Source organism: Sorangium sp. So ce448 (assembly GCF_051520915.1).
GTDB lineage: Bacteria > Myxococcota_A > Polyangia > Polyangiales > Polyangiaceae > Sorangium > Sorangium cellulosum_B.
Genome location: NZ_CP150343.1, coordinates 1 through 23354, shown reverse-complemented (window position 1 = coordinate 23354; position 23354 = coordinate 1). Strand labels below are relative to the sequence as shown.

The window sequence follows — 23354 nt, the reverse complement described above, 5'->3', positions numbered from 1 at the left end:
GCGCGGCGGCTGCGGGGGCAATGAACGACGGAGCGCCGGGCGCGGCCAGGCCAGGCGTCGTGTACCTGGTCGGCGCCGGCCCCGGGGATCCGGGGCTCCTCACGCTGCGAGGCGCAGAGCTCCTCACCACGGCAGACGTCGTTCTACACGACGAGCTCGTCCACCCCGCGCTGCTCGACCGCGTGCGGGAGGGCGCCGACGTGCGCTCGGTCGGCAAGCGCGGCGGCGATCGGGTGGTGAAGGACGCGAAGCAGGCGGAGATCGACGCGGAGCTCGTCGCGCTCGGCCTCGCGGGCCGCAGCGTCGTTCGCCTGAAGGGCGGCGATCCGTTCCTGTTCGGGCGTGGCTCGGAGGAGGCGGAGGCGCTCGCGCGGGCCGGGGTGCCGTTCGAGGTGGTGCCGGGCGTCTGCTCTCCACTCGGCGCGACGGCCTACGCCGGCATCTCGCTGACGCACCGGCACATCGCCTCCAGCGTGATGATCGTCAGCGGCGTCACCCGGGCTGGCAGATCCTTCGACTGGAGCGAGCTCGCCTCCGTCCGCGGGACCATCTGCGTCCTGATGGGCATGCAGGCCCTCGACGCGGTGGTCGCGGGGCTGATGGGGCCGGGGCGGCGCGATCCCGCGACGCCGGCGGCGGCGATCCAGTGGGGGACGCGGGCCGATCAGCGCGTCGTCTCCAGCCGCCTCGACGACCTGCCTCGCCGCGTGAACGAGGCAGGGATCGAGAGCCCAGCGGTCATCGTCGTCGGCGCCGTCACCGGCCTACGCGACACGCTCCGCTGGTTCGATCGGAAGCCGCTCTTCGGCAAGCGTGTGCTCGTGACCCGGCCGCGCCACCAGGCGCGCTCGACGTCGAGGCTGGTGCGCCTCCGCGGCGGCGAGGCGGTGGAGCTGCCGACCATCGAGATCCACCCGCCCCCCGACCCCGCGCGCGTCACCGAGGCTGTCCGCGGCCTCTCCGGTTACCACGCCGTCGTCTTCACGAGCGAGAACGGGGTGGCCTGCTTCTTCAAGGAGATGGAGCGGCTCGGCCTGGACGCGCGCGCCTTCGGCCCCGCGCGCCTCGCCGCGATCGGCGTCGGGACCGCCGCCGCGCTCGCCGCGCGCGGCGTCCGCGCCGACATCGTCCCGCGGGAATTCCGCGGCGAGGAGCTCGCGGAGGCCATCCTGGCCGACCCAGCGCTGGCCGGACGCCGGGCGGCGTCCCCTCGAATCCGCGTGCTCCTCGCGCGCGCGCTGGTCGCCCGCGAGGTGCTCCCCGAGCGCCTCCGCGCCGCCGGTTGCGAGGTCGATGTCGTGCCTGTCTACGAGACCCGCCCTGCGTCGGCCGGCCGCCGCGAAGAGCTGCTCGGGGCGCTCTCGGCGGGCGCGATCGACGTCGTGCTGCTCACCTCGAGCAGCACCGTCGACAGCCTCTGCGATCTCCTCGGCGAGGGCGCCGCGGCGCGCCTCGAGCGCGTGCTCCTCGCGAGCATCGGGCCGATCACGACCGCGACGGCCGAGAAGCGGGGGCTCCGGATCGGCGTGACCGCCGAGGTGAGCACCACAGCAGGTCTCCTGGACGCGCTGGATCGACATTTCACTGCATTGCAAGCGGCCCCTGGGGACGCCAAGAGCGAATGAGCTGGTCGCACGATGTGCGGCCGGCGCAGCTCCGGAAATAAAGAGAGCGTCGCAGCGGACCTGGGGGGGAAAGGTCTCCGCCGCGACGCTCGATCCCAGGGGAGAGCAGGGCGCGTGCCTGCGGCTTCTTCAAGTCGATTCAGGTACTTAGGACGTCCTGGCAGGAGTCTCCTTGCGCTGCTGCGCCGCCACGGCGACAGAGATGCAAGGACACTCCTGATTCAGCATGACCGTCGACCATCGACAGCGGCATTCCCCGGGCCGGAGCAGGCGTACAGCGTCACAGCCGGACAGCGCTGGTGGTAAGATGAGCGCCCTCAGGCGCCGTTCGACTCACTCGAACGTCGCTCGCACCACGAGGAACTTGTTGTTGAGCTCGATGGAAGTGAGCTTCTCGAAGATGCGAGGGCTGCCGAGCTCGTTCGACAAGGAACCCGTGCGTCCGTGCTCGGTGACGAAGTAGAAGGTCTTCACGCCCTTCTTCTTCTGCTCATTGATGTAATCCTGGAACTTCTTTCCGCTCGATACGAAGGCCGCCATCCGGTTGCCGGCATAGAAGTTCTCGCCCTTCCAGTTCAGCTGGTAAGCGACGAGCGGCCCCGGGATCTGCTGATTCGCGCGCACGTAGGCGAGCAACGTCTCGCGTTGCCCCCAGTGAGGCGACGTCCGCACGAAGTACACGTCGATGCCCCACGCCGTGAACACGACGGCGAGCGAGAGGAGGGCGTAGACGACCTGGCGGCGCCAGCGCGCGACCATCAGCAGCAAGCACAGGGCAGCCGCGGCGGCGGTGAAGGCCCACAGGGTCGCGGAGAAGTCGAGCGACTGCGGCCAGGGGCGCTTGTAATTGTACGTGAACAGGTGCAGCAGCCTGGCCTGGCTCGGCTGTCCCTCGCGCACCATCGCGAGATCGCGCCCGACGAGGAACACGAGGAGCGCAGCGCCGAGCGCGACGGCGCCGAGCATCGCGCGCTCGTAGCTGACCACCGCGGCGGAGCGCGCCGACTGCACCGGTGAGGAGGCGCCGTTCGAGCGGAGCGCGAGCCCTCCGGCGCGGCCATCGAGGCGCAGCATGTCGTCGAGCAGGATCCCCGTGAGCATCGCCGCCGGCGGGACGGCCGGCAGGATGTAGTGATGGAACTTCGTCAGCATCAACGAGAACAGCGCGAAGCCGAAGAGGAACCACATCGCCAGGAACACCGAGGCGTCGCCCTGGCGGACGTCGGCCGAGCCACGCTCCCCCGGCGCCGCCCCCTCGCGCCGCCTGAGCCACCACACGAGCGACGCGGGCACGAGCCCGGTCCACGGGAACATCGCGTAGCCGAGCTGCCACACGTAATAGCGGAAGCTCACGTCGTCGCCCTCGTTCGTGTCGTGGACATGGGTGAAGGCGCGCTTGAACATGTCGTGGAACAGGAGCCTGTCGGTGAACGGCTGGCCGTGCCGCGCGTACATCGCGACGAACCAGGGCAACGCGACGCACGCGAGCACGAGCAGCCCGACGGGGATCTCCATCTTGAGCACGTCGCGGTACCGGCGAGAGACGACGACGTAGCCGAGCGCGCAGAGCACCGGGAGCCCGAAGCCGGCCGGCCCCTTGGCCATCGTGGACAGGGCAGCGAAGAACCACGCCGCGAGGAAGAGGAGCCGCTGGACGCGCCGCTCGCCCCAGCTGGCGTACAGGATGATCGCGAGCGTCTGCACCCAGACGAGCGCCTGGAGCGCAGGCTGAAGGCCGGGGAGCACGGGCAGCACCGCCCGGCAGGCCTCGTTGCCAGGGAGACCGCAGTTGCCCGGTGAGCCCGAGCTGAAGACGTCGCCGCGGAAGTGGAGGCCGAAGGGCGAAAGGCCGATCTCGACGTGACGCGAGAGCAGGTAGAGGATCTGCGGCAGCGCGCAGGCGAGGATCGCCCCCAGCACGAGGTGATAGGCCGAGAGGCCCACCTTGAACGGGCCGAGATCCACCTCGTAGACGCGCGCCTCCTCCGCGTCGTCGGTGTGGATGCCGAGCAGGAGGAGCGCCATCGCCGCGGCCATCGTCGCGACGAACGGCATGTCGGTCATGGTCTGGTGGGAGACCAGGAACCACTGCGGCATCGTGGCGAGGACGAGCCCCGCGAGCAGCCCCGCGCGGCGGCTGAAGATCCGCGAGACGGCCTTGTAGAGGAGATAGACGGCGATGAGCGTCAGCGCGAAGACGGGGAGCCTGACGGCCCACTCGGGCCACGGGGTGCGCCCCTCGGCGGCCGCCGAGAGCATCTCGCCCGCGCGGTAGCGGACGCCGAACGCGGCCATCGCGAGCGCCTGCATCCAGAAGTCGAGCACCGGCTTCGACCAGAACCAGCCGTCCTGCGCCCACCAGAGCGAGATCCAGTCGTTCCTGGCCAGGATCTCGCGCGCGACCTCGCCGTAGTGCGTCTCCCAGGGATCGGTGAGCGAGTGGCTCCCGAGCATGGGGAGGTAGAGCAGCGTGACGACGGCGACGAGCCAGAAGCCGTGCCGCCGGCCGAGGGGGCGCGGAGCTCCCGCCTCGTCGACGCGGCAGGGGCCGAGGCGCTCGCCGAACCGGAACGCGCCGATGACCGCCGTGAGAAACGCGGCAGGGACGGCGATGGCGGGCACCGCCAGCGAGAGCAGCGTCGGCGCGCCGTCCGACGAGAGGGGGCTCGGCGAGAAGAAGCCCGCGACGCTCAGCGTGATCAGGACGAAGAGCGCGACGAGCCCCCCCCCGAGCAGCGCGAGCGGGCCGAGGAGGTCGCGGATCCCGACGCGCGTGGCGACGCGCTCGGGGGGATCGTCGAACGTGCCGAGCAGATCGAGCAGGCCGATCGCCGCGATGGCGACGCCGAGCGCGCCGATCGGGACACCCCAGCGCAGCTGAGGCGCGAGCGCCATCACGACGAACGTGAGGAGGGCGCCCGCGGCGGACACGGCAGCGCCACGCCACCGGAGCGGGTTGCCCTGCGGCACGAGCCGAGCCTCCTCGGCGTCGGCCGCGGCCCCGACCATCCCGACCATGCCGTCGCTCTCTGCCGATCCGTCGCCAGGGGAAGGCGCGCGTGGCTCAGGAGCGCTCGGGCTCTCCAGATCGCCCGCGACCGTCCCGTCGCGGGCGTCCGCGGGCGCACCGCTGCGTTTGTCGTGTGTGTCGTTCATGGCTGCGCCAACCGCGGAACGAGGCGCGGCCCTGGCGTAGCAACTCCAGGTCGCCGGGCAAAGCAGCGGTCGCATGCACCCGCGCTGCGATCCCGACCGCGCGCACCCCGCGAGCCACGCGCGCTGTACCGTGTGGATGGGTCGGTGGGCCTCACGCGCCCAGGAAGGCCCCCCGCCCCGTTCGCGTGCCTGGCCGGCACGACAGGAGCAGGGGCGGGTCGACACCCACGGCCAGGCAGCGGCCGCGGTGGGCGGCTACTTCGTCAGGCGCGCGATCTCTTCCTTGATGATCGTCTCGGCGAGCACCGGCACGACCTCCCACACGACGCGCTCCACGACGTCGCGGGACAGCGCCATCACGGCCTCCACCTGCTCGGAGCTGAGCCCGAGGCCCTCGAGCTTGCTCGCCATCTGGCCGTTGACCTGCGCGGAGGCGGTCGCGGCGACGGCGGCAGGCCCCGTCGCGGTCTTCGGCACGCCGGACACCGGCGTCGGCGAGAAGGCCATCGTCGTCGTGACCGGCACGTTTGCCGAGCCGCCCGGCGCCGTCTTGACCGAGGCCTGGGCCGGCGCAGCGCTCGTGGCCGGCGCGTTGGGCGTGTAGATGAGGGTCTTCGCGCGCTGGAGCGGGCTCGCTGCTGCCTGCTGCGCGGCGGCCGCGGGCTGCGCGGCGGCTGCGGGCTGCGCGGCGGGCTGCGCCGCAGGAGAGCGCGCGGGCGCAGTCGCTGCGGCAGCAGGGGCCGCTGCGGCGGCGGGCTTCGCTTCGCCGCGCGACGCCAGCAGCTTCTTGACCTTGTCGATCATCTGCTGGGTGTCGAACGGCTTGTCCATGTGATCGTCCGCTTGCGCGCCCGATCCCTTCGCGGGGTCGAACGGGTTCTGCTTGGACGACAGGATCAGGACGGGCGTCGCCGGTGAGGCCTGCTTGATCGCCTTGCACAGCTCGTAGCCGTTCTTCGGCTCGAGCGTGACGTCGGCGATCACCAGGTCGGGTTTATCGCTCTTGAGCTTCTGCAGCGCAGCGTCGGCGCTGCTCGCCGTCACGACGCGGAAATCCTGACCCGCAAAGGTGATTTCGAGCACTTTGCGCATGGTCACGCTGTCGTCTACGGCGAGAAGGGTGCTGGCCACGAACGGGTCTCCTCTCAGATGGCGAGAAAGCGGCGACGGCTCTGGATATCTTCGGCTCCCGTCGCGCGATGTGTCAACATTCGCGGTGTATTTCGCCCCCGCGGGCCCCGCGGATGTGCGTTTTTTCGCGCCGGTAGAGCCCGGTCCCACGCTGATGGGCGGAGCCGAGGCGCCCCGGTGACCTCTACATGCGTCCGCTCCGACCCGCCACTCCGCCGAGCCACGAAGACAAAACCGCCGAAACGACCGGCGTCCACCCGGCCGCGCCGGTACGACCTCCGCAGGATGGCCGCTGGACGGTGCCCGCCGAGCTGGATCGGCGCCCGCTGGACGGGGCCGTCCGTGCGCTGGCCGAGGTCTCGTGGTCCGACGCGCGCCGGTTGATCGAGACCGGCAAGGTGCTGGTCGGGAGCGCGGTGGCGACGAGCGCCCGTCGGCGGGTGCTCGGCGGGGAGCTGCTCGAGATCCGCCTGCACGCGCCGAGGCCCGAGACGGTGCGGCGGCGCAAGCTCGAGGGCGAGCTCGTGGTCTACGCGGACGCGAGCGTCGTCGTGGTGAACAAGCCCGCCGGGGTGAGCACCATCCCGTTCGGCGACGAGGATCCCGCGGAGCAGGCCGCGACCCTCGACGCGCTGGTGCGCGAGGTGCTGGCCAGGCGCGACCGCCTGCGCGGGCGCGCGCCGCTCGGCGTGGTGCAGCGCCTCGACAAGGGGACGAGCGGGTTGCTGGTCTTCGCGCGGACGCTCGCCGCGAAGAAGCACCTCGCGCAGCAGCTCCGCGTCCGCGCGATGCACCGGCAGTACCTGGCGCTCGCGCACGGCGCCGTCCCGCGCGGCACCTACCGCAGCTACCTCGTCGAGGATCGGGGCGACGGGCTGCGCGGCTCGGCGCGAGACAGGCGGCGCGAGGGGCAGCTCGCGGTGACGCACGTGGAGCCGATCGAGGTGCTCCGAGGGCCGCAGGAGGGGGCCGGCGCCGGGGGCGTGACGCTCGTCGCGTGCCGGCTCGAGACGGGACGCACGCACCAGATCCGCATCCACCTCGCGGAGGCCGGGCACCCGCTCGTCGGCGAGACCGTCTACGTGCGGGACTACCGCGGGACGAGGATCCCGGCCGCGCGGCTGATGCTCCACGCGGCCGAGCTCGGCTTCAACCACCCGGCCGACGACCGGCCGATGCGCTTCCAGGCGCCGCCGCCCCCGGACTTCGACGACGTGCTCGATCGGCTCCGCGCGCCGCAGCGGAAGGGCGCTACTTGACCTTGCCGCGGACCTCGGTCATCGCCGCGGCCGTGGCGTCGACCAGCGGCATGACCTTCGCGTAGTCCATCCGCGTCGGGCCGAGCACGCCCACGGTCCCGGCGACGCGGCCGTTCTCCATGTACGGCGCGGCGACGAGGCTGAGCTGGCCTCCGCCAAGGTCGCCCGCCTCGCTGCCGACGAACACGGTGACCTCACCCGCGCCGGCGGCGAGCGTCCGGTCGAGCAGATCGACGAGCTCCTCGCGCTCCTCGAGCGCCTTCATCAGCTTCTTGAGCCGGTCGACGTCGGCGTACTCAGGCAGATCGATGAGGCGGTTCTGCCCCTCGATGACGACCTCGCTCCGCCGGGTCACGTCGGCCGTCGCCTTGCTGCCGAGCTCGAAGGCGCGGCGCCTCAGCGCGTCGATCTGGAGGCGCTCGTCCGCGAGGCGGCGGGCGAACAGGTCCCGGATCTCGCCCAGGGTGCGCCCCTCGATGACGTCGGTGAGCAGGTTGTGGATCCGGGTGAGCTCGCCCTCGTTGATCGCCTCGTCGGCCGAGATGAAGCGGTTCGCGACCGAGCCGTCGGCGAAGACGAGCACCGCGAGCAGCTGCCCGGGCTTGGTCGGGATGAAGCGCAGCTGGGCGAGGGCGCGGAGCTCCGCCCGCGGCGCCGCGACGACCGCCGCGGCGCCGGACAGCTCCGAGAGGTAGCGCCCGGTCTCGCGGAGCGGATCGTTCGCCCCCGCGTAGATCTCGGTAAACCTCGCGCTCAGCTCGGCCTGCTGCTCGGGGGACAGCGACCGGAGCTCGACGAGCGCGTCGATGAACAGCCGGAGCGCGCGATCGGTCGGGATCCGCCCGGCAGAGGTGTGCGGCTGGTGGAGGTACCCGGCCTCCTCGAGGTCGGCGAGCACGTTGCGGATCGAGGCAGCCGACAGATCCAGCCCGTACTTCCGGGCGAGCGTCCTGCTGCCAACTGGGTCGCCCGTTGCAATGAACTCGGTGACCGCGGCGAAAAGGATCTTTCGAGCTCGGTTGGAAAGATCACCCATGTCAGTTGCATGCAGCGCACAAGCGCGCCGCGGTGGCTACCTGGACCAGGGACAGCCCGGACCGGGAAGCCACGCGGGCCGGACCTTCGCTCCCGTACGTCAAGCTGCGCGTGCGGGCGCTTGACCCACGGACACGCATGCGACCCATTTTGAGGGGATCGCGCGGCCCGGTCAAATGTCGCGGTAGGATCGGGCAGCAGCCACTGGCCAGCCACCCCGCGCACGGGGGCGCCGCTCCACCGGAGGGCGGCGCGGCCGGCCACTCGGCCAGGTGGCCGTGGTCGTGGTCACTTGCCCCCCCCGAGAGGGTCGGCCTGCCTTGCTTCGCACGAGGGATGTACCGCAACGATGCCGCCCGCACGCCATGCCGCCGCTGCCTGCGCGCTCGCCCTCGCGCTCGGCCCCCTCGCCGCCGCGCCGAGCGCGCAGGGCAAGCCGAAGGTCAGGTACCACCAGGACTGGGCGAAGCACCCGTCGGCGCGCTACGCGGCGATGAGCGCGGATCAATGCCGTGCGGCGCTCACGCAGCGGAAGATCGCGTTCCAGCCGGTGCAGCGCGCGCCGGGCGTGCTCGCTCCGGTGCGGCTGATGCAGGGGGTCGGCGGGGTCCTCTACCGGACGGCGCTGCCGGCCCACCAACGCGCGGGAAACCCGCACGACGTCTTCGACTGCCGCCTCGCGCTGGCGCTCTCGGACTTCAGCCGGATCCTCCGCGCGCACGACATCGACGAGGTGCTGATGTTCTCGGCCTGGCGACCTCCGGCCAGGATGTGGCCCGAGGGCAGGCTCGCCACGAGGCACCCCGGCGGGCTCGCGATCGACCCCTACAGGTTCATCAAGAAGCGCGTCGGCGGCGGGTTCGCGGAGGACTGGATCGAGGTGGAGCGCGACTTCGTCGGCAGGCGCGGCGCGCCGGTCTGCGGCGAGAGCGCCGTCCCGACCGGGCGGCCCCGCGGGGCCGGCAAGGGGGCGGGCACCGGCCCTCCAGCGGACGCGGCAGCACGCGAGCTGCGCTCCATCGTGTGCGAGGCCGTCGACCAGCACATCTTCACGTCGATCCTCACGCCCAACTACGACCGGGCGCACAAAAATCACCTGCATCTCGAGGTGACCCCCGGCGTCCAATGGCATCTCGTGCGCTGATCCGGGAGGGGCCGTCCTCCGTCCCCCGGCGCGCAAACCCGCTCTCCCTCCGAGGTCGACCCGCTATGTTAGCCCGCGTGCCCGCACGAAGACCCCCGCTCTCCCGCGCGTCCGCCGCGCTGGCGCTCGCCGCCGTCGCGCTGTCGTTCACGTTCGTCGGCTGCCCCTGCGTCAGCGGTCCCGTGAACGCGAGCCCCGCCCTCCGCTGGTTCCTGTTCTCGAACTTCGGCGCCAGCAAGATCTGCCCCGAGATGCTGAAGAGCGGGGTCTCGCTGCGCCTGCAGGACAGATCGGCGTCCATGGGGCGGTTCTTCCCGATGCAGTGCTCGTACGACGTCAACGACGCGGCCCAGACGATCACCGTCCACATCGCCGGCACCGGCTACGGCTACATGCAGCCGGCCAAGCGGGTGGGCTTCTCGCTCACGACGTCCGTCGAGTACCGACCCGACTTCCAGCTCGCGGACGATAACGTCTACGTGTGGGGACGGCTGAACCGGATCGTGCAAGGCCCGAGCTTCCAGCTCGGCTACGTCGAGAACCCGGTCATCGACGTGATGGCCAACGTCCCGCCGTTCGGCGGGCTCGCCAACCTGCTCGGCAACCAGATCGTCGCTGGCGAGCTGACACGCGGGTTCACCGTCCTCTACAACGAGGAGACCGGGAAGGACTTCACGCTGGGGATCCTCATGCCGCCCCAGCGACCGCACCACCCGTTCGAGGCGGAGGACGAGGAGCGGTACACGTTCGCGAACGAGACCGTCGAGGTGTACGCGAACCAGCGCGACTACCTGGGGCCGTTCGAGGTCGCCGACTCGGACCAGGCGCTCTACCTCAAGGTCAGCGCGCAGGGCGCGCCCGTGGACCTCATGATCGTCGACAAGCCCACCGGCGACGCGTGGCGCGAGGCCTACCAGACCGGCAAGCCGCTCGGCCCCCCGCCAGGCCCGGTGCAGGCAGGCGGCCCTCTCCAGCCCGGGATCATCGAGACCCGCCGCTACGCGCTGCGCCCGGGCCTCTACTACGTCGTCATCGACAACACGGCGGCGGCCGGCCTGGTCGCGCCTCCCATCACGCTGCTCAGCCCCCTCGGGGGTTCGGCGGCTCAGATCAGCTACATGGCGCAGGTCGGCGAGTAGCGCCGACGAGCGGGGCACAGGCAGCATCGGCGAGGCCGCGCCACGTAGGCTCGGTCACCGGCCTTGACGCGGTTCGCCGCGAACGGGATAAACTTGCCATGGCCGTCATGGAGAGAGAGGGGAGCAGCGCCAGCCACGTGGACGAAATTGCCCTCGACCGGCTCCGCGCTCGCCTCCAGGCGTACATGGCGAAGAAGGGGCTGAGATCGACGGCGCAGCGCCGGCTGATCGTCGACACGTTCTTCTCCGGCGCCCCGCACATGACCATCGAGGACCTGCTCGCGGAGGTGCGCGCGCACGACCGAGGCATCGGGTACGCGACGGTGTACCGCACGCTCAAGCTGCTCGCGGAGTGCGGCGTGGCCTCCGAGCGACGGTTCGGGGACGGCCTTAGCCGCTACGAGCTGGCGGACGACGCCAGCGCGCACCACGACCACCTGATCTGCGTCAACTGCGGGAAGATCATCGAGTTCGAGGAGCCGCGGATCGAGGCGCTCCAGGAAGAGATCGCCGCGAAGTACGGCTTCGACGTGACCTGGCACAAGCACGAGATGTACGGCGTCTGCGCGGACTGCCGCGACGCCAAGGACACCACGCCCGACGTCTCGTAGCCCGCCCCGGCGCGGCGAGGAGCCCCGCGCCGGCGACCGCGCCCGGCGCTCAGCTCTTCGCGTCGAGCGCGCGGGCGTGGACGACGGCCATGACGCCGCCGAGCAGCGAGGCGATGGGCGCGTAGGCCGGCGGGAGCACGAACGCGGCGATGACCGCGGCGCCGACGAGCGCCGGGGCGACGCTGAGCGCGAGCCCGACGCGCGCCTCGAGGCGCGTGCGGTGCGCGAGCGCGAGGGAGAGCGCGGCGTCGCGGACGTCGTCCGACGCGAGGACCGTGGAGAAGTCGGCGGGCGCCGAGCCGGCGGCGCCGAGCGCCACGGAGACGTCCGCGGCGCCGAGCGCGGCGTCGTCGACGCCCGCGTGGCCGAGGACGGCGACGCTCGTGCCCGCGTCGATCAGGCGACGCACCTCCGTGCCGCGATCCGCGGGGAGGATCTCGGGGCGGATGTGATCGATGTCGAGCGAGCGGCCGATCGCCTCGCACGTCTCGCGCGCGTCGCCCGACATCAGCACGGGCTCGATCTGCGCGTCGAGCAGGTGCTGGATGGCGGCCCGCGCCCCGGGGCGCAGCCCGTCCTGCAGGCCGATGATGCCGACGAGGCGAGCGCCGACCGCGACGAGGACCACCGTGCGCCCCAGCGCCTCGAGCTCGGCGACGCGGCTCTCGGCCGCGGCGATCGAGATCCGCTGCTCGAGCATGAGCGCGCGGTTGCCGACGCAGAGCTCCTCGCCGGACGAGGTGACGGCCGTCACGCCGAGGCCGGGGTGGAAGTTGGGGTTGCGCACGCCGTCGGGCCGCAAGCCGCGGGCGCGCGCGGCGCGGACGATCGCCGTCGCGACGGGGTGCTCCTCGGTGCGCTCCGCCCCGGCCGCGAGCGCGAGCACGTCGCTCGGCTTGAGCTTCTGGCCGGTCGCCTCCAGCTCCGCGAGCTCGGGCTCGCCGAGCAGCAGCGTGCCGCGGGCGCAGAACACGGCGACCGAGGTCTTCCCTGCGCGATCCCAGGCGTCGGCGCTCTTGTAGACGATGCCCCGGCGGAGCCCGAGCAAGATGCCCCGCGCGACGTGCACCGAGGCGATGGACGCCGTGATCGCCGTGGACAGCGCGGCGAGCACGGCGGCCGCGGTCATCGCGATCTCGACCGGAGCGCGCCCGGCGACGAAGGCGGAGAGCGCGCCGATCGCCGCGGCGCCGATCGCCCAGCGCTCGGTCAGGGCGCGGGAGGCCTGCGCGATGGGCGCGAGGGCGTCCGCGCGCCGGCGGGCGTCGAGCAGGACGCGCGCGACCGCGCGATCGCCGCCGGAGAAGGTGCACGCGCCGACGAGGCGACCCCGGACCACGGTGGCCCCGGCGACGACCGGGTCGCCGTCGCGGCGGCGGGTCGGCGTGGTCGCGCCGATCCAGGGGAGCACCTCGACGTCGCCGCCCGTGACGACGAGGTCGACGGGGACGATCTCCCCCGCGTCGACCTGGACGCTCTCGCCCGGTCGCAGCTCGTAGAGCTCATCCCCGGCGCCCTCGACAGGACCGCCGTCGCCGCCGCGCTGAGGGGCGCGGTCGGCGGGCGCCGAGCCCTGCGCCCACGCGCCAGGCGGCCGGCGCGCCGGGGTCGAGAGCACGGATCCGATCCACGCCCGCTCCCCGAATACGCGATGTCGGGCGCTCTCGATGAGCCACGCGCTGATCGCGCTGGCGGTGGCGATCACGCCGGCGAGCGACGCTGCCTCGGCCGCGAGGGCGCGGTCCTGACCGAAGAGGGCCCAGACGGCGGCGACGAGCCCGCCAAGGACGGGGGCGAGCATCGGCGCAGGGTGCGGATCGGTGGCGTCGCGCGCGGTCGTGGCGGCGCGGCCAAGGAGCATCCCGGCGCTCACCGTGGCGAGCACGATCCGCGCGCCGATGACGAGCTTCGCGTCCCCGGCGAGGGTGAGCGCGACGGCCAGCGTCCCCGCGATGATCGCGAGCACGAGCAGGAGCGCGCCGATGTCCCGCGCCTCGACCGCGTCGTAGCGCTGCGGCTCCTCGCTCAGGATGGTGTTCCCGATGGGCTCGAGCAGCGCGCGATCGTCGTCGAGGACGGGCAGATCGGGGAGCTTCTCGTCGAGCGACACGGGGGGGAACGCGTTCACGATCGGCGCGTCGAGATCTGCGACGCGCGCCGCGCCCTCGTCGGCGCTCGCCCGCGCGGGCTCCGCGCGCGGGGTGCGCGGGGTGGAGGCGTGGTGTCCTCCGGCGCCGGGCGGCGCGCCCGACGGGAGCCCCCGGGGAGGAGCGCCGGCGAAGGGCGCGCCCGACGCCGCGAGGCCCGCAGGCCGGCCGTCCCCCGGCGCAGGCGGCGCTTCACCGAGGAAGGCGTGGCGGCACCGCGCGTTGCAGAAGTAATGGAAGCGCTGATCGAAGATCGCCACCTGCCCCGCGCGCAGCGGATCGATCAGCTTGCTGCAGCCCGAGCACGGGACGGGTGCGACGGCGGGACCCGCGGCGCGCGAGGCGACCACCTCAACCTGCAGCCGGCGTCTCGGCGAGCGCGGCCTCGACCTCGGCCAGCGCCTCGTCGATCTGCGCCTCGCTCACGATGAGGGGCGGCGTGAACCGGAGCACGCTGTTGCCTGCGATCGTGAGCAGCACGCCCCGATCGCGCGCGCGGCCGAGGGCGGCGCGCGCGTCGACGGTCGGCGCGAGGATGAGCCCGCGGAGCAACCCGCGCCCGCGCTCGCCGAGGCACACGCCCGGCAGCCGCGCGGCGATGGCTGCGAGGCCGCGGCCGAGCTGCTCGCCGCGCTTCACGGCGGCCTCGCACAGCTTCTCTTCCTCGATGACCGCGAGCACCGTGCGCGCCGTGGCGGAGGCGAGCGCGTTGCCGCCGTAGGTCGAGCCGTGCGAGCCGGGGGGCAGCGCGCCGTTGAGCCGCTCCCGCAGCACCAGCGCGCCGACCGGGAACCCACCGCCGAGCCCCTTCGCGAGCGCCGCGGCGTCGCCCTGGACGCCGTCGTACATCGCGCCGAGCCAGTGCCCCGTGCGCGCGATGCCGGTCTGCACCTCGTCGATGAGCAGCAGCGCGCCGTGCTCGTCGGCGATGCGCCGCAGCTCGGCGAGGAACCCGGCCGGCGCCGGCAGCACGCCGCCCTCCCCTTGCACCGGCTCCACGAGGATCCCCGCGACGTCCGGGCCCATGGCCGCGCGCACCGCCGCCGCGTCTCCGTACGGCACGTGCGTGACGCCGTCGAGCGAAGGGCCGAAGCCCTCGCGGTACTTCGGCGTCCCGGTCAGGGCGACCGCGCCGAGGGTGCGGCCGTGAAACGCGTTGTCGAACGCGATGATCCGGTAGCGCCCCTCCTCGCCCCGGTTGAAGAAATGGCGGCGCGCGAGCTTGAGCATCGCCTCGTTCGCCTCCGCGCCCGAGTTGCAGAAGAAGGCGCGGTCGAAGCCGGTCTTCGCGCAGAGCTCCTCGGCGAGGCGGAGGTTCTCCGCGTTGAAGAAATAGTTGGAGACGTGCATCAGGCGGCCCGCCTGCTCGGAGATGGTCGCCACGAGCCGCGGGTGAGCATGCCCGAGCGAAGCCACGGCCACCCCGGCGCACATGTCAAGGTACCGGCGCCCCTCCGTGTCGAAGAGCTCGCAACCCCTGCCGCGGTCGAGGACGAACGGCGGCTGGCGGTAGTTGCCGAGGAGGTGCTTCTGCGCCGCGAGGAGCGGCGCGCTGGCCGGCGTCGAGGCGTTCGCCGGAGGAGGTTCGGCGGCGGGGCTTGTGGCGATGCTCATGGGGGGCGATCTAACGCCGGGCGGGGGGTCGGAGCAAACGCTCGATGCAGCGCCCGCAGCGGATCGTGGAGACCCGGGCAATCTGAGCGGCCGGAGCGCGGCCGGAGCGCGGCCGGAGCGCCCGCGCGCCGGCCCCCCTGCGGGCGTCCTGGGCCGGCGCGGCAGCGAGCGCCGGCGCGCTCGGCCGGCGGCGCTCGCCTCGGGACCGACCATGGGCCTGGCGATTGCCAGCGGATCGCGGCTGGTTATAGTGCCGCCGTCCTATGAGCGATTCGGAACAAAATGGGTCGAACCAGAACACGGGGGAGACGGCAGAGGCGCACGCGGAGCGCGCAGAGGCCGCGGAGCAGCGGGCCTCCACCCCCGAAGACAAGCTAGGCGAGGCGCAGGCCGAGGCCGCGCGGATGCGCGAGCAGCTGCTGCGCACCGCCGCGGACTTCGACAACTTCCGTAAGCGCTCCCGGCGCGAGGTCGAAGAGGCGCAGCGCCGCGGCCGCGAGTCGATCCTGAAGGATCTGCTCCCGGTCTTCGACAACCTCGAGCGCGCCGCCAGCCACGCCGAGGGCGCGCCGGACGTGAAGTCGGTCGCCGAGGGCGTCCGGATCGTGACGAAGCAGTTCGTCGACACGCTGGAGCGCATGGGCATCAAGCGCATCGCCGCGGTCGGCAAGCCCTTCGATCCCAGCGTGCACGAGGCGATCCAGCAGCTCGACTCGACCGAGCACCCTGCCGGCGTCGTGATCGCGGAGGTCCAGCCGGGATACATGCTGGGCGATTACCTGATCCGCGCGGCCATGGTCGTCGTCTCGAAGGGCTCGCCCGTCGAGCCGGCGCCCGCGGCGAACTGAGCCTCCGCGCGGCGTCGCGCAGGCTCCCTCGGCGCACACCCCCGGCACGGTGCGCATCCTGGCGGTGATCCTGTCCGGGATCTGCCGTGCCCCGCTACCTCGCCGCACGATCTCCCCAAATATCGCGGGCGCCCAGGTCGTCTCCCCACCCGGCGAGCATCCAGGCCTGTAGTATCTTTCGCCGCATATGGGGAAGGTGATCGGCATCGATCTCGGGACGACGAACTCGTGCGTGGCTGTCGTCGAAGGGGCAGGCGTCGCCTCGGCCAACGATGTTCGGGTGATCCCGAACGCCGAGGGCGCGCGCACCACGCCGTCCGTGGTCGGCTTCCCCGCGAGCGGTGAGCGCCTGGTCGGACAGGTCGCGCGCCGCCAGGCGGTCACGAACCCGCAGAACACCATCTATGCGGTGAAGCGGCTGATGGGCCGGAAGTTCACCGCGCCCGAGGTCAGCAAGCAGATCAGCCTCGCCCCCTACAAGATCGTCGAGGCGCCGAACAGCGACGCGTGGGTCGAGGTCAAGGGGCGCAACTACTCACCGCCCGAGATCTCCGCGGTGATCCTGGGCCAGATGAAGCAGGTCGCCGAGCGGTTCCTCGGCGAGCCCGTGACGGAGGCGGTGGTCACCGTACCCGCCTACTTCGACGACGCGCAGCGGCAGGCGACGAAGGACGCAGGGCGGATCGCCGGGCTGGACGTGCGCCGGATCATCAACGAGCCGACCGCCGCGGCGCTCGCCTACGGCCTCGACAAGGTGAAGGCCGAGACGATCGCGGTCTACGATCTCGGCGGCGGCACGTTCGATATCTCGATCCTCGAGATCGCGAGCGGGGTCTTCAGCGTCAAGGCGACCGGCGGCGACACGCACCTCGGCGGCGAGGACTTCGATCAGCGGATCATCGACCTGCTCGCCGACGAGTTCGAGGGGAAGAGCCGCATCGATCTGCGCCGGGACCGCATGGCGCTGCAGCGGCTCAAGGAGGCGGCCGAGAAGGCGAAGCACGAGCTCTCGTCGTCGCTCGAGACCGAGATCAACATCCCCTTCATCGCCGTCGGCCCGGGCGGCGGGCCGCTCCACCTCGAGCGGACGATGCGGCGCAACGAGCTCGAGATGCTCTGCGAGGGCCTCATCCGGCGGACCATCGACGTCTGTCGCGCGACGCTCGGGGACGCCAAGCTCCCCGTCTCCGCCGTCAACACGGTGGTCCTCGTCGGCGGCATGACCCGGATGCCCGCCGTGCAGGCGGCGGTGCGCGAGTTCTTCGGCCGGGAGCCGAACAAGGGCGTGAACCCCGACGAGGTCGTCGCGGTCGGGGCCGCGCTGCAGGGCGCCGCGCTCTCCGGACAGGTGGACGAGGTGCTGCTCCTCGACGTGACGCCGCTGTCGCTGGGCGTCGAGACCGGCGGCGGCGTGAGCTTCAAGCTCATCCCGCGGAACACGACCATCCCCACCGAGCGGAGCGAGATCTTCACGACGAGCGTCGACAACCAGAGCTTCGTCCCCGTGCACGTGCTCCAGGGCGAGCGCGAGATGGCCGCGGACTGCCGGAGCCTCGCCCGCTTCGAGCTCACCGGCATCCCTCCCGCGCCGCGCGGGCTGCCCAAGATCCAGGTCACCTTCCGCATCGACGAGAACGGGATCGTCCGCGTCGAGGCGCGGGATCTCGGGACGGGGCGTGTGCAGGAGATCCGGGTGACCCCCACGAGCGGCCTCACCCCGGACGAGGTCGAGCGGCTCGTCTCGGAGGGCGAGCGGTTCAAGGAGACCGACGCGCTCCGGCGCGATCTCGCCGAGCTCCGCAACCAGGCCGAGACCCTCGTCTACACGACCGAGCAGGCCCTCGAAGGCTACGGCGATCTGCTCGACGCCGAGCTCCTCGGCGAGGTCCACGCCGAGTGCGCGGCGCTGCGGAAGCTGCTCGAAGCCGGCGGCGACCTCGACGCGCTCCGGGACGCGTACGCGCGTCTCGAGGGGGCGGCGTTCCGGATCGCGGAGTCGATGTATGGAGGGGACGATGACGCCGGCGCGAACAAGGCCGTCGAGACATGACGCGCGGCTAGGCGCGGCGGCGCCGGCTCGCGCGCCGATCGCGGGCCGTCCCCTCCGGAGCGCCGCGCGCGCCAAAGGCGCGAGGCTGCGAGGGGCGCAGGCGGGGCGATGCTGAGCGAGACCTTCGGGCGGTATCGCTTGCTCGAGCGCCTGGGCGAAGGCGGCATGGCCGAGGTCTTCAAGGCGAAGAGCTTCGGCGTCGAGGGGTTCGAGAAGGTCCTCGTCATCAAGCGCATCCTCCCCAAGCTGGCCGAGCAGGGGCGCTTCGTGGACATGTTCGTACACGAGGCGAAGCTCGCCGTGCGCCTCTCGCACGCGAACATCGTGCAGGTGTTCGACCTCGGCCGCGTCGACCATCCGAACGGCGATCCGACCAGCTACTTCATCGCGATGGAGTACGTCCCCGGGCTCGACCTGGCGACGCTCCTCGCCCGCTGCCGGAGGGCGAAGAAGCCGATCCCCCTCGCCATGGCCGTCTTCATGACGGCCGAGATCGCGAAGGCGCTCGATCACGCGCACCGGCGGCGCGACGAGCAGTCGCGCCCCCTCGGCATCGTCCACCGCGACATCTCTCCGCAGAACATCCTGCTCTCCTGGGAAGGCGAGGTGAAGGTCACCGACTTCGGCATCGCGAAGGCGACGCAATCGATGACCGACGAGGAGGTCGGCGAGAACCGCGCAGGGAGGATCCGCGGGAAGCTCGCCTACATGAGCCCGGAGCAGTCGCGCGCCGGCGCGATCGACGGCAGGAGCGATCTCTTCTCGCTCGGCACGGTGCTCTACGAGATGCTCGCCGGGTCGAACCCGTTCGCAGCGCCGACGGCGTTCGAGATCATGCGGCGGCTGCAGGCGAGCGAGTATCCGCCGCTCGCGCTCGCGCGCCCCGACGTGCCCCGGTCGCTCGTCGACGTCGTGAGCACGATGCTCGCGAAGAACCCCGAGGATCGGTTCCCCGACGCCGGGCGGCTGCACGAGGCGCTCCTCGGCTTCTTCTACGCGACGGCCGAGCGGTTCGGGGCGAACGACCTCGCGGATTTCCTGGAGCCGTTCCACGAGGAGAAGAGCGCCGAGATCCAGGCGAGCGCCGTGCTCGAAGAGGAGCCGAACGGGGCCAACGAGCGCACGCCGGTCGAGGTGCCGCACACGACGAGCACGCGCAGCCGCTCGGCGTCGGGGCTCCTCCAGCTGCTCGAGAAGGCCGACAGCGGCCCGGCCGCGCGCGGGCTCGGCGAGCGGCGCGAGGTCACGGCGCTCGTGCTCATCTTCACGGGATCCGAGGACGACGCGGCGAGGCGCATGGCGCGGGCCCGCGACGTGCTGGCGCGCTACGGCGCGCTGCTGCTCGAGCAGGAGGCGTCGCAGCTCGTCGCCGTCTTCGGGCTCGGCGACGCCGACGGCCGCGACACGGAGGCCGCGGCGCGCGCCGCCCTCGTGATCCTGCGCTCGCGCGGCGGGGGCGCCGCGGTCTCCGCCGGCATCCACCTCGCCCGCATCCTCGTCGACAGCGCCGGCGTCCCGATCCGCGACGAGCGGCTCACCTCGCTCATCGCCTCCGCCCAGGCGCTCGCCCGCGCGACCGAGTCCCAGGTCGCCGTGTCGAACCTCACCGGGCGCGTCCTCCGCAACGCGTTCGCGACCGAGGAGCTGCCCGGCGCGGGCCGGACAGCGCCCGAGGGGGGGCGCGTCGTCACGTCCGCGCAGCCCCCGGACGGCGCGTACGGCCGCTTCGTCGGCCGCCGCGACGAGCTCAAGCAGCTCGGCGACATCCTGGCCGCCGCCACGAGGAAGCGCGCGCAGATCGCCGTCATCCAGGGCGAGCGCGGCATCGGCAAGACGCGGCTGCTCGCCGAGATGGAGCGGCGGCTCTCGAAGGGCGACTACAACGTCGGTGTCTACGTCGCCTCGTGCCCGCACAACGGCGCGGACGTCCCGTGGAGCGGCCTCACCGCGATGCTCCAGGTGCTCTGCGGCATCCAGGAGGGCGACGACGAGGAGCGCATCCGCGCGGTGCTGCCGCGGCTGCGGGCGCTCGGCCTGCGCGACGACGAGTCCGCTGCCGTGCTCGGTCAGCTCGGCGCGGCGCTCGCCGAGACGCGGGCGCCGCAGGGGACGACCGCGATCCTGCGCACGGCGTTCCCGCGCATGGTGCAGAGCCTCTGCGAGGATCGCCTCCACTGCTTCGCGTGGGACGACGCGCAGGCGATGGACCAGCTCACCGCCGAGACGCTGCTCGCCACCGCGGGCCGCGCCGGCGGGATCCGCGCCGTGCTGATGCTGGCGACGCGCAGCGACCCGCCGCCGCTGCTCGAGGCGCACCCCCACTTCTACCGGCTCAAGGTCGGGGAGCTCTCGGACAGCGACAGCGCGCGCCTCATGTCGGCGCGCATCGGCGCGAACTTCCTGCCGCCCGACGTCGTCGCCTTCTGCCGCGAGCGCGCCGGCGGCCACCCGCTCTTCCTCGAGGAGCTCATCAAGGAGCTCCTCGACTCCGGCGCGCTGAGCGTCGTCAGCGGCGTCGTGAAGGCGCGGCTCGACGGCGCGTCGGCGGTGCCGCGCTCGCTGCGCACGCTCATCGCGACCCGGGTGCGGCGGCTCGACCCGAGCGACCGCGCCGTGCTCCAGGCGGCGGCCATCCTCGGCGATCCGGTGCCGACCGAGGTCCTCGCGGCGCTCCTCCAGCAGAAGCTCCCGGCCGTGAACCGCGCGATCTCCGGGCTCGCGACCCGCGACCTCTTGCGGCTCAAGGGCCCCGCGCAGGCGAGCTTCGCGTCGCCCATGCACGGGGAGATCGTCCTCGACGCGATCCCGCCGGAGCTCCGCCGGGAGCTGCACGCCGCGGCCGCGGCGGCGTACGTCGCCGTCGTCGGCGAGGACGGCGCCGAGCACGCCGAGCGCATCGGGCAGCACTTCTACCAGGCCGGCGATCGCGACCGCGCCGCCACATTCTACGCGCGCGCGGCGCTCCACAAGATCCGCGCGAGCCAGCTCGATCCGGCGCTCCGGCTCATCTTCCAGGCGCTCGACCTCGGCGACCACGCCCACCGCTCGCCGGCGGAGCTCTCCGCGTGGCTCGGCGCGCTCGCCGACGTCGTCGTGCGCGTGCGCTCCGCGCCCGATCTCGCCGACGTCGCCGCCCGCACGCTGAGGCGCATCGACGAGGCCGGCGCGCCGGAGCAGAAGCTCTCGGCCCGCGTCGACCTGGCGCGCGCCCTCGGCGCGGTGGATCTCTTCGCCGACGCGTACGCGAGGCTCGAGGAGGCCTACGCCCTCGCCGGCGATCGGGAGGACCTCCGCCGCAAGGCGCTCGCGTGCGAGACGGAGATCGGCGTCCGGTCCGGCGACTTCGCGCGCGCGGAGCGCGCCGTCGAGCAGCTCGAGGCGACGGGCGCGATCGACGATCCGAGGCTCTTGCTCGCGATCTCCCAGACGCGCGCGGCCACGGGCGACATCGCGGCGGCGCTCCGCGCCCTCGATCGGGCGGAGGCGCTCGGCGATCCGGGCGACCTCGCGGCGGCGAGCGAGCGCGAGAAGCAGCGCGTCCTCGTGCACGTGTTCCTGCGCGACTTCGACGCGGCGGTGAAGAGCTCCGCCCGCGCCGTCGACCTCGCCCGGTCCGCGGGCCTGCGCTTCGAGACGGCCGCGGCGCTGCACAACCTCGGCGACGCGAGCCGGCGGCTCGGCGATCTGCCGCGCGCCTACGCGTCGCTCACCGAGTCGAAGGAGCTCGCCGAGGAGAGCGGCCACGAGCGCCTCGCCTCCATCAACCGCGCGCACCTCGCCTACCTGGACGGGCTGAGCGGCGCGGCCGGCGCCGGCGAGCTCCTGCGCGAGCTCGCGCGCTACGCCGACGCGCGCTCCTACCGCACCGACGCCCTCGAGAGCCGGTACCTGCTCGGCGCGCTCCTGAAGCAGCGGGGCCTGGTCAAGGAGGCGCGGCGCGAGCTCGCCGAGGTGCTCGATCTCGCGTCCGCGTACGGCAACAAGCTCGTCGCGGACGACGCGCGCTCCGCGCTGTCCGAGCTCTGACCTCGCGCGCTCGTCGCGCGTCGCGCGGCGATCCACGCGACGCGCGACGCTAGCGCACCGAGGGCCCGGTAGCCGGCAGGTCGCTCTCGTGCCGCGCGCGCCTTCCGCGTCACGCGCGCGTCGCGCGCGCCTTCCGCGTCACGCGCGCGCGATTCACTCGTCGGCGAGCTTCTTCTCGAGCGCCTCGAGGTGGGCGCGGACCTGCGGATCCGAGTCGCGCTGCGCCTCGATCTTGCGGACGGCGCTCATCACCGTCGTGTGATCGCGGTTGCCGAAGGCCCGCCCGATCTCCGGGAAGCTGCACTTCAGCCGCTGCTTGCAGAGGTACATCGCGACGTGGCGCGCGAAGGCCACGCTCTTGTGGCGGTCCTTCGAGGTGAGGTCGATCGAGCGCAGGTGGAAGTGGTGGCACACCGCGCGCTGGATGTCCTCGACGCTCATCATCTGCGCGCGCGGCGGCGACGTGGCCGTGATCTCGGCGCGCGCGAACGGGAGGTCGACGGGGCGGCCCGTGAGCGAGCTCTTGGCCGCCAGCCGGATCAGCGTCCCCTCGAGCTCGCGGACGTTGGAGCGGACCATCTGCGCGAGGTAGAGGGCCACGTCGTCCGTGAGCGCGATGCCCTCGAGCGCCGCCTTGTTCCGCACGATCGCGACGCGCGTCTCGAGCTCCGGCACCTGGATGTCGGCGACCAGCCCCCAGGAGAACCGCGAGACGAGCCGCTCTTCCATGCGCTCGAGGTTCTGGGGGTACTTGTCGCTCGTCACCACGATCTGCCGGTCGAGCGTGTGGAGCGCGTTGAAGGTGTGGAAGAACTCCTCCTGCGTCTGCTCACGCCCGGCCAGGAACTGGATGTCGTCGACGAGCAGCACGTCGCAGCTCGACCTGTACCGCGTACGGAATTCGTCCATCCGGTGGTGCTGGATGGCCGTGATGAAGTCGTTCGTGAACTTCTCGGCCGAGACGTAGATGATCCGCGCGTCCGGCCTGCCCTCGAAGACGCGGTGCGCGATCGCGTGCATCAGGTGGGTCTTGCCGAGCCCCGTGCCGCCGCAGATGAAGAGCGGGTTGTAGCGGCGTCCCCCGCCGCCCGCGGCCGCGATCGCGGCCGCGTGCGCCAGCTGGTTCGAGGGGCCCACGACGAAGCTCGCGAAGGTGTGCTTCGGGTTGAGGTCGTCCGGCATCGACGGGACGCGCCGGAGCGCCGGCTCGGGGCGGGGCGCCGGCGCCGGCGCCGCGCTCGACGGACGCACGACGAGCGCCCGCGGACGCACCGGGGTGAGCTCCACGCGCTGCGCAATGGGCGCGTCGAGGTTCTGATCCACCGTCCACGCGACCTGGACCGACCAGCCGGTGAGCTCTCGGATCTTGTCCGTGAGCGCTGGCAGGAAATTGTCCCTGACCCACTCGAGGACGAACTCGTTCTGGACACGCAGCGTCAGGACGCCGTCGGTCAGATCATCGAACTGAACTCCCCCGAACCACTGATCGAAAGTGGCCGGGGAAAGCGTCCGCGTATGCTCGATCGCCCGATCGAAGACCTCGCGCGGCTCGTGTTTCGGAATCGTCAT

Annotated in this window: 14 protein-coding genes; 8 read left to right on the top strand and 6 right to left on the bottom strand. The window is 72.5% G+C overall.

The genetic code is table 11. The features are described 5' to 3' along the window. Window positions 1-20: 20 nt before the first annotated feature. A complete protein-coding gene (gene cobA / locus WMF45_RS00070) occupies window positions 21-1625 on the top strand; it encodes a uroporphyrinogen-III C-methyltransferase (RefSeq protein ID WP_437714932.1) in 1605 nt (534 codons plus the stop codon). Between the two features lie 333 nt (window positions 1626-1958). Here the strand turns inward: cobA and WMF45_RS00065 are convergent, their stop codons facing one another. After that, window positions 1959-4781 (bottom strand): ArnT family glycosyltransferase, encoded by a 2823-nt coding sequence (locus tag WMF45_RS00065; protein ID WP_437714931.1) that lies wholly within the window; start codon window positions 4779-4781, stop codon window positions 1959-1961. A 255-nt stretch (window positions 4782-5036) separates the two neighbouring features. Further along, window positions 5037-6062 carry a response regulator transcription factor gene (locus WMF45_RS00060; protein ID WP_437714930.1) on the bottom strand — a complete coding sequence of 342 codons (1026 nt, stop codon included), beginning with the start codon at window positions 6060-6062 and terminating at the stop codon, window positions 5037-5039. Window positions 6063-6211: 149 nt separating this feature from the next. Between WMF45_RS00060 and WMF45_RS00055 the strand changes: the two genes are divergently transcribed. Beyond that, entirely contained in the window at window positions 6212-7171 is a 960-nt protein-coding gene (locus tag WMF45_RS00055; RefSeq protein ID WP_437714929.1) for an RluA family pseudouridine synthase, read from the top strand. Here WMF45_RS00055 and hrcA read toward each other — a convergent pair. Next, window positions 7164-8207, bottom strand: a complete 1044-nt coding sequence (gene hrcA, locus WMF45_RS00050; protein ID WP_437548409.1) for a heat-inducible transcriptional repressor HrcA — start codon at window positions 8205-8207, stop codon at window positions 7164-7166. The genes WMF45_RS00055 and hrcA overlap by 8 nt on opposite strands. A gap of 348 nt (window positions 8208-8555) precedes the next feature. Here hrcA and WMF45_RS00045 point away from each other — a divergent pair, with 348 nt between their 5' ends. The 3 genes from WMF45_RS00045 (at window position 8556) to WMF45_RS00035 (ending at window position 11100) form a co-directional block, all read left to right on the top strand. Further along, window positions 8556-9350 (top strand): hypothetical protein, encoded by a 795-nt coding sequence (locus WMF45_RS00045; protein WP_437714928.1) that lies wholly within the window; start codon window positions 8556-8558, stop codon window positions 9348-9350. A gap of 77 nt (window positions 9351-9427) precedes the next feature. Then, complete coding sequence (locus WMF45_RS00040; RefSeq protein WP_437714927.1) at window positions 9428-10489, top strand: hypothetical protein; 1062 nt, start codon at window positions 9428-9430, stop codon at window positions 10487-10489. 98 nt (window positions 10490-10587) lie between these two features. Next, window positions 10588-11100 carry a Fur family transcriptional regulator gene (locus tag WMF45_RS00035; RefSeq protein ID WP_437714926.1) on the top strand — a complete coding sequence of 171 codons (513 nt, stop codon included), beginning with the start codon at window positions 10588-10590 and terminating at the stop codon, window positions 11098-11100. Window positions 11101-11149: 49 nt separating this feature from the next. Here the strand turns inward: WMF45_RS00035 and WMF45_RS00030 are convergent, their stop codons facing one another. After that, window positions 11150-13597: an HAD family hydrolase gene (locus WMF45_RS00030; RefSeq protein WP_437714925.1), complete on the bottom strand. Its 2448-nt coding sequence runs from the start codon at window positions 13595-13597 to the stop codon at window positions 11150-11152. Between the two features lies 1 nt (window position 13598). Then, on the bottom strand, window positions 13599-14861 hold the full coding sequence (locus WMF45_RS00025) for an aspartate aminotransferase family protein (protein WP_437714924.1): 1263 nt from the start codon (window positions 14859-14861) through the stop codon (window positions 13599-13601). A 263-nt stretch (window positions 14862-15124) separates the two neighbouring features. Between WMF45_RS00025 and grpE the strand changes: the two genes are divergently transcribed. From grpE to WMF45_RS00010, 3 genes are all read left to right on the top strand, one after another. Continuing rightward, a complete protein-coding gene (grpE, locus tag WMF45_RS00020) occupies window positions 15125-15709 on the top strand; it encodes a nucleotide exchange factor GrpE (RefSeq protein WP_437714923.1) in 585 nt (194 codons plus the stop codon). A 187-nt stretch (window positions 15710-15896) separates the two neighbouring features. Then, on the top strand, window positions 15897-17759 hold the full coding sequence (gene dnaK, locus WMF45_RS00015) for a molecular chaperone DnaK (protein WP_012232637.1): 1863 nt from the start codon (window positions 15897-15899) through the stop codon (window positions 17757-17759). 108 nt (window positions 17760-17867) lie between these two features. Further along, window positions 17868-21785: a serine/threonine-protein kinase gene (locus WMF45_RS00010; protein ID WP_437714922.1), complete on the top strand. Its 3918-nt coding sequence runs from the start codon at window positions 17868-17870 to the stop codon at window positions 21783-21785. Between the two features lie 153 nt (window positions 21786-21938). Here the strand turns inward: WMF45_RS00010 and dnaA are convergent, their stop codons facing one another. After that, window positions 21939-23354: a chromosomal replication initiator protein DnaA gene (gene dnaA, locus WMF45_RS00005; protein ID WP_437714921.1), complete on the bottom strand. Its 1416-nt coding sequence runs from the start codon at window positions 23352-23354 to the stop codon at window positions 21939-21941.

Bases quoted from the DNA above. Each gene is read 5' to 3' on its own strand.
- WMF45_RS00035 (WP_437714926.1), top strand. From the start codon at position 10,588: ATGGCCGTCATGGAGAGAGAGGGGAGCAGCGCCAGCCACGTGGACGAA.
- grpE (WP_437714923.1), top strand. From the start codon at position 15,125: ATGAGCGATTCGGAACAAAATGGGTCGAACCAGAACACGGGGGAGACG.
- WMF45_RS00045 (WP_437714928.1), top strand. From the start codon at position 8,556: ATGCCGCCCGCACGCCATGCCGCCGCTGCCTGCGCGCTCGCCCTCGCG.
- WMF45_RS00010 (WP_437714922.1), top strand. From the start codon at position 17,868: ATGCTGAGCGAGACCTTCGGGCGGTATCGCTTGCTCGAGCGCCTGGGC.
- cobA (WP_437714932.1), top strand. From the start codon at position 21: ATGAACGACGGAGCGCCGGGCGCGGCCAGGCCAGGCGTCGTGTACCTG.
- dnaA (WP_437714921.1), bottom strand. From the start codon at position 23,354: ATGACGATTCCGAAACACGAGCCGCGCGAGGTCTTCGATCGGGCGATC.
- WMF45_RS00065 (WP_437714931.1), bottom strand. From the start codon at position 4,781: ATGAACGACACACACGACAAACGCAGCGGTGCGCCCGCGGACGCCCGC.
- hrcA (WP_437548409.1), bottom strand. From the start codon at position 8,207: ATGGGTGATCTTTCCAACCGAGCTCGAAAGATCCTTTTCGCCGCGGTC.
- WMF45_RS00025 (WP_437714924.1), bottom strand. From the start codon at position 14,861: ATGAGCATCGCCACAAGCCCCGCCGCCGAACCTCCTCCGGCGAACGCC.
- dnaK (WP_012232637.1), top strand. From the start codon at position 15,897: ATGGGGAAGGTGATCGGCATCGATCTCGGGACGACGAACTCGTGCGTG.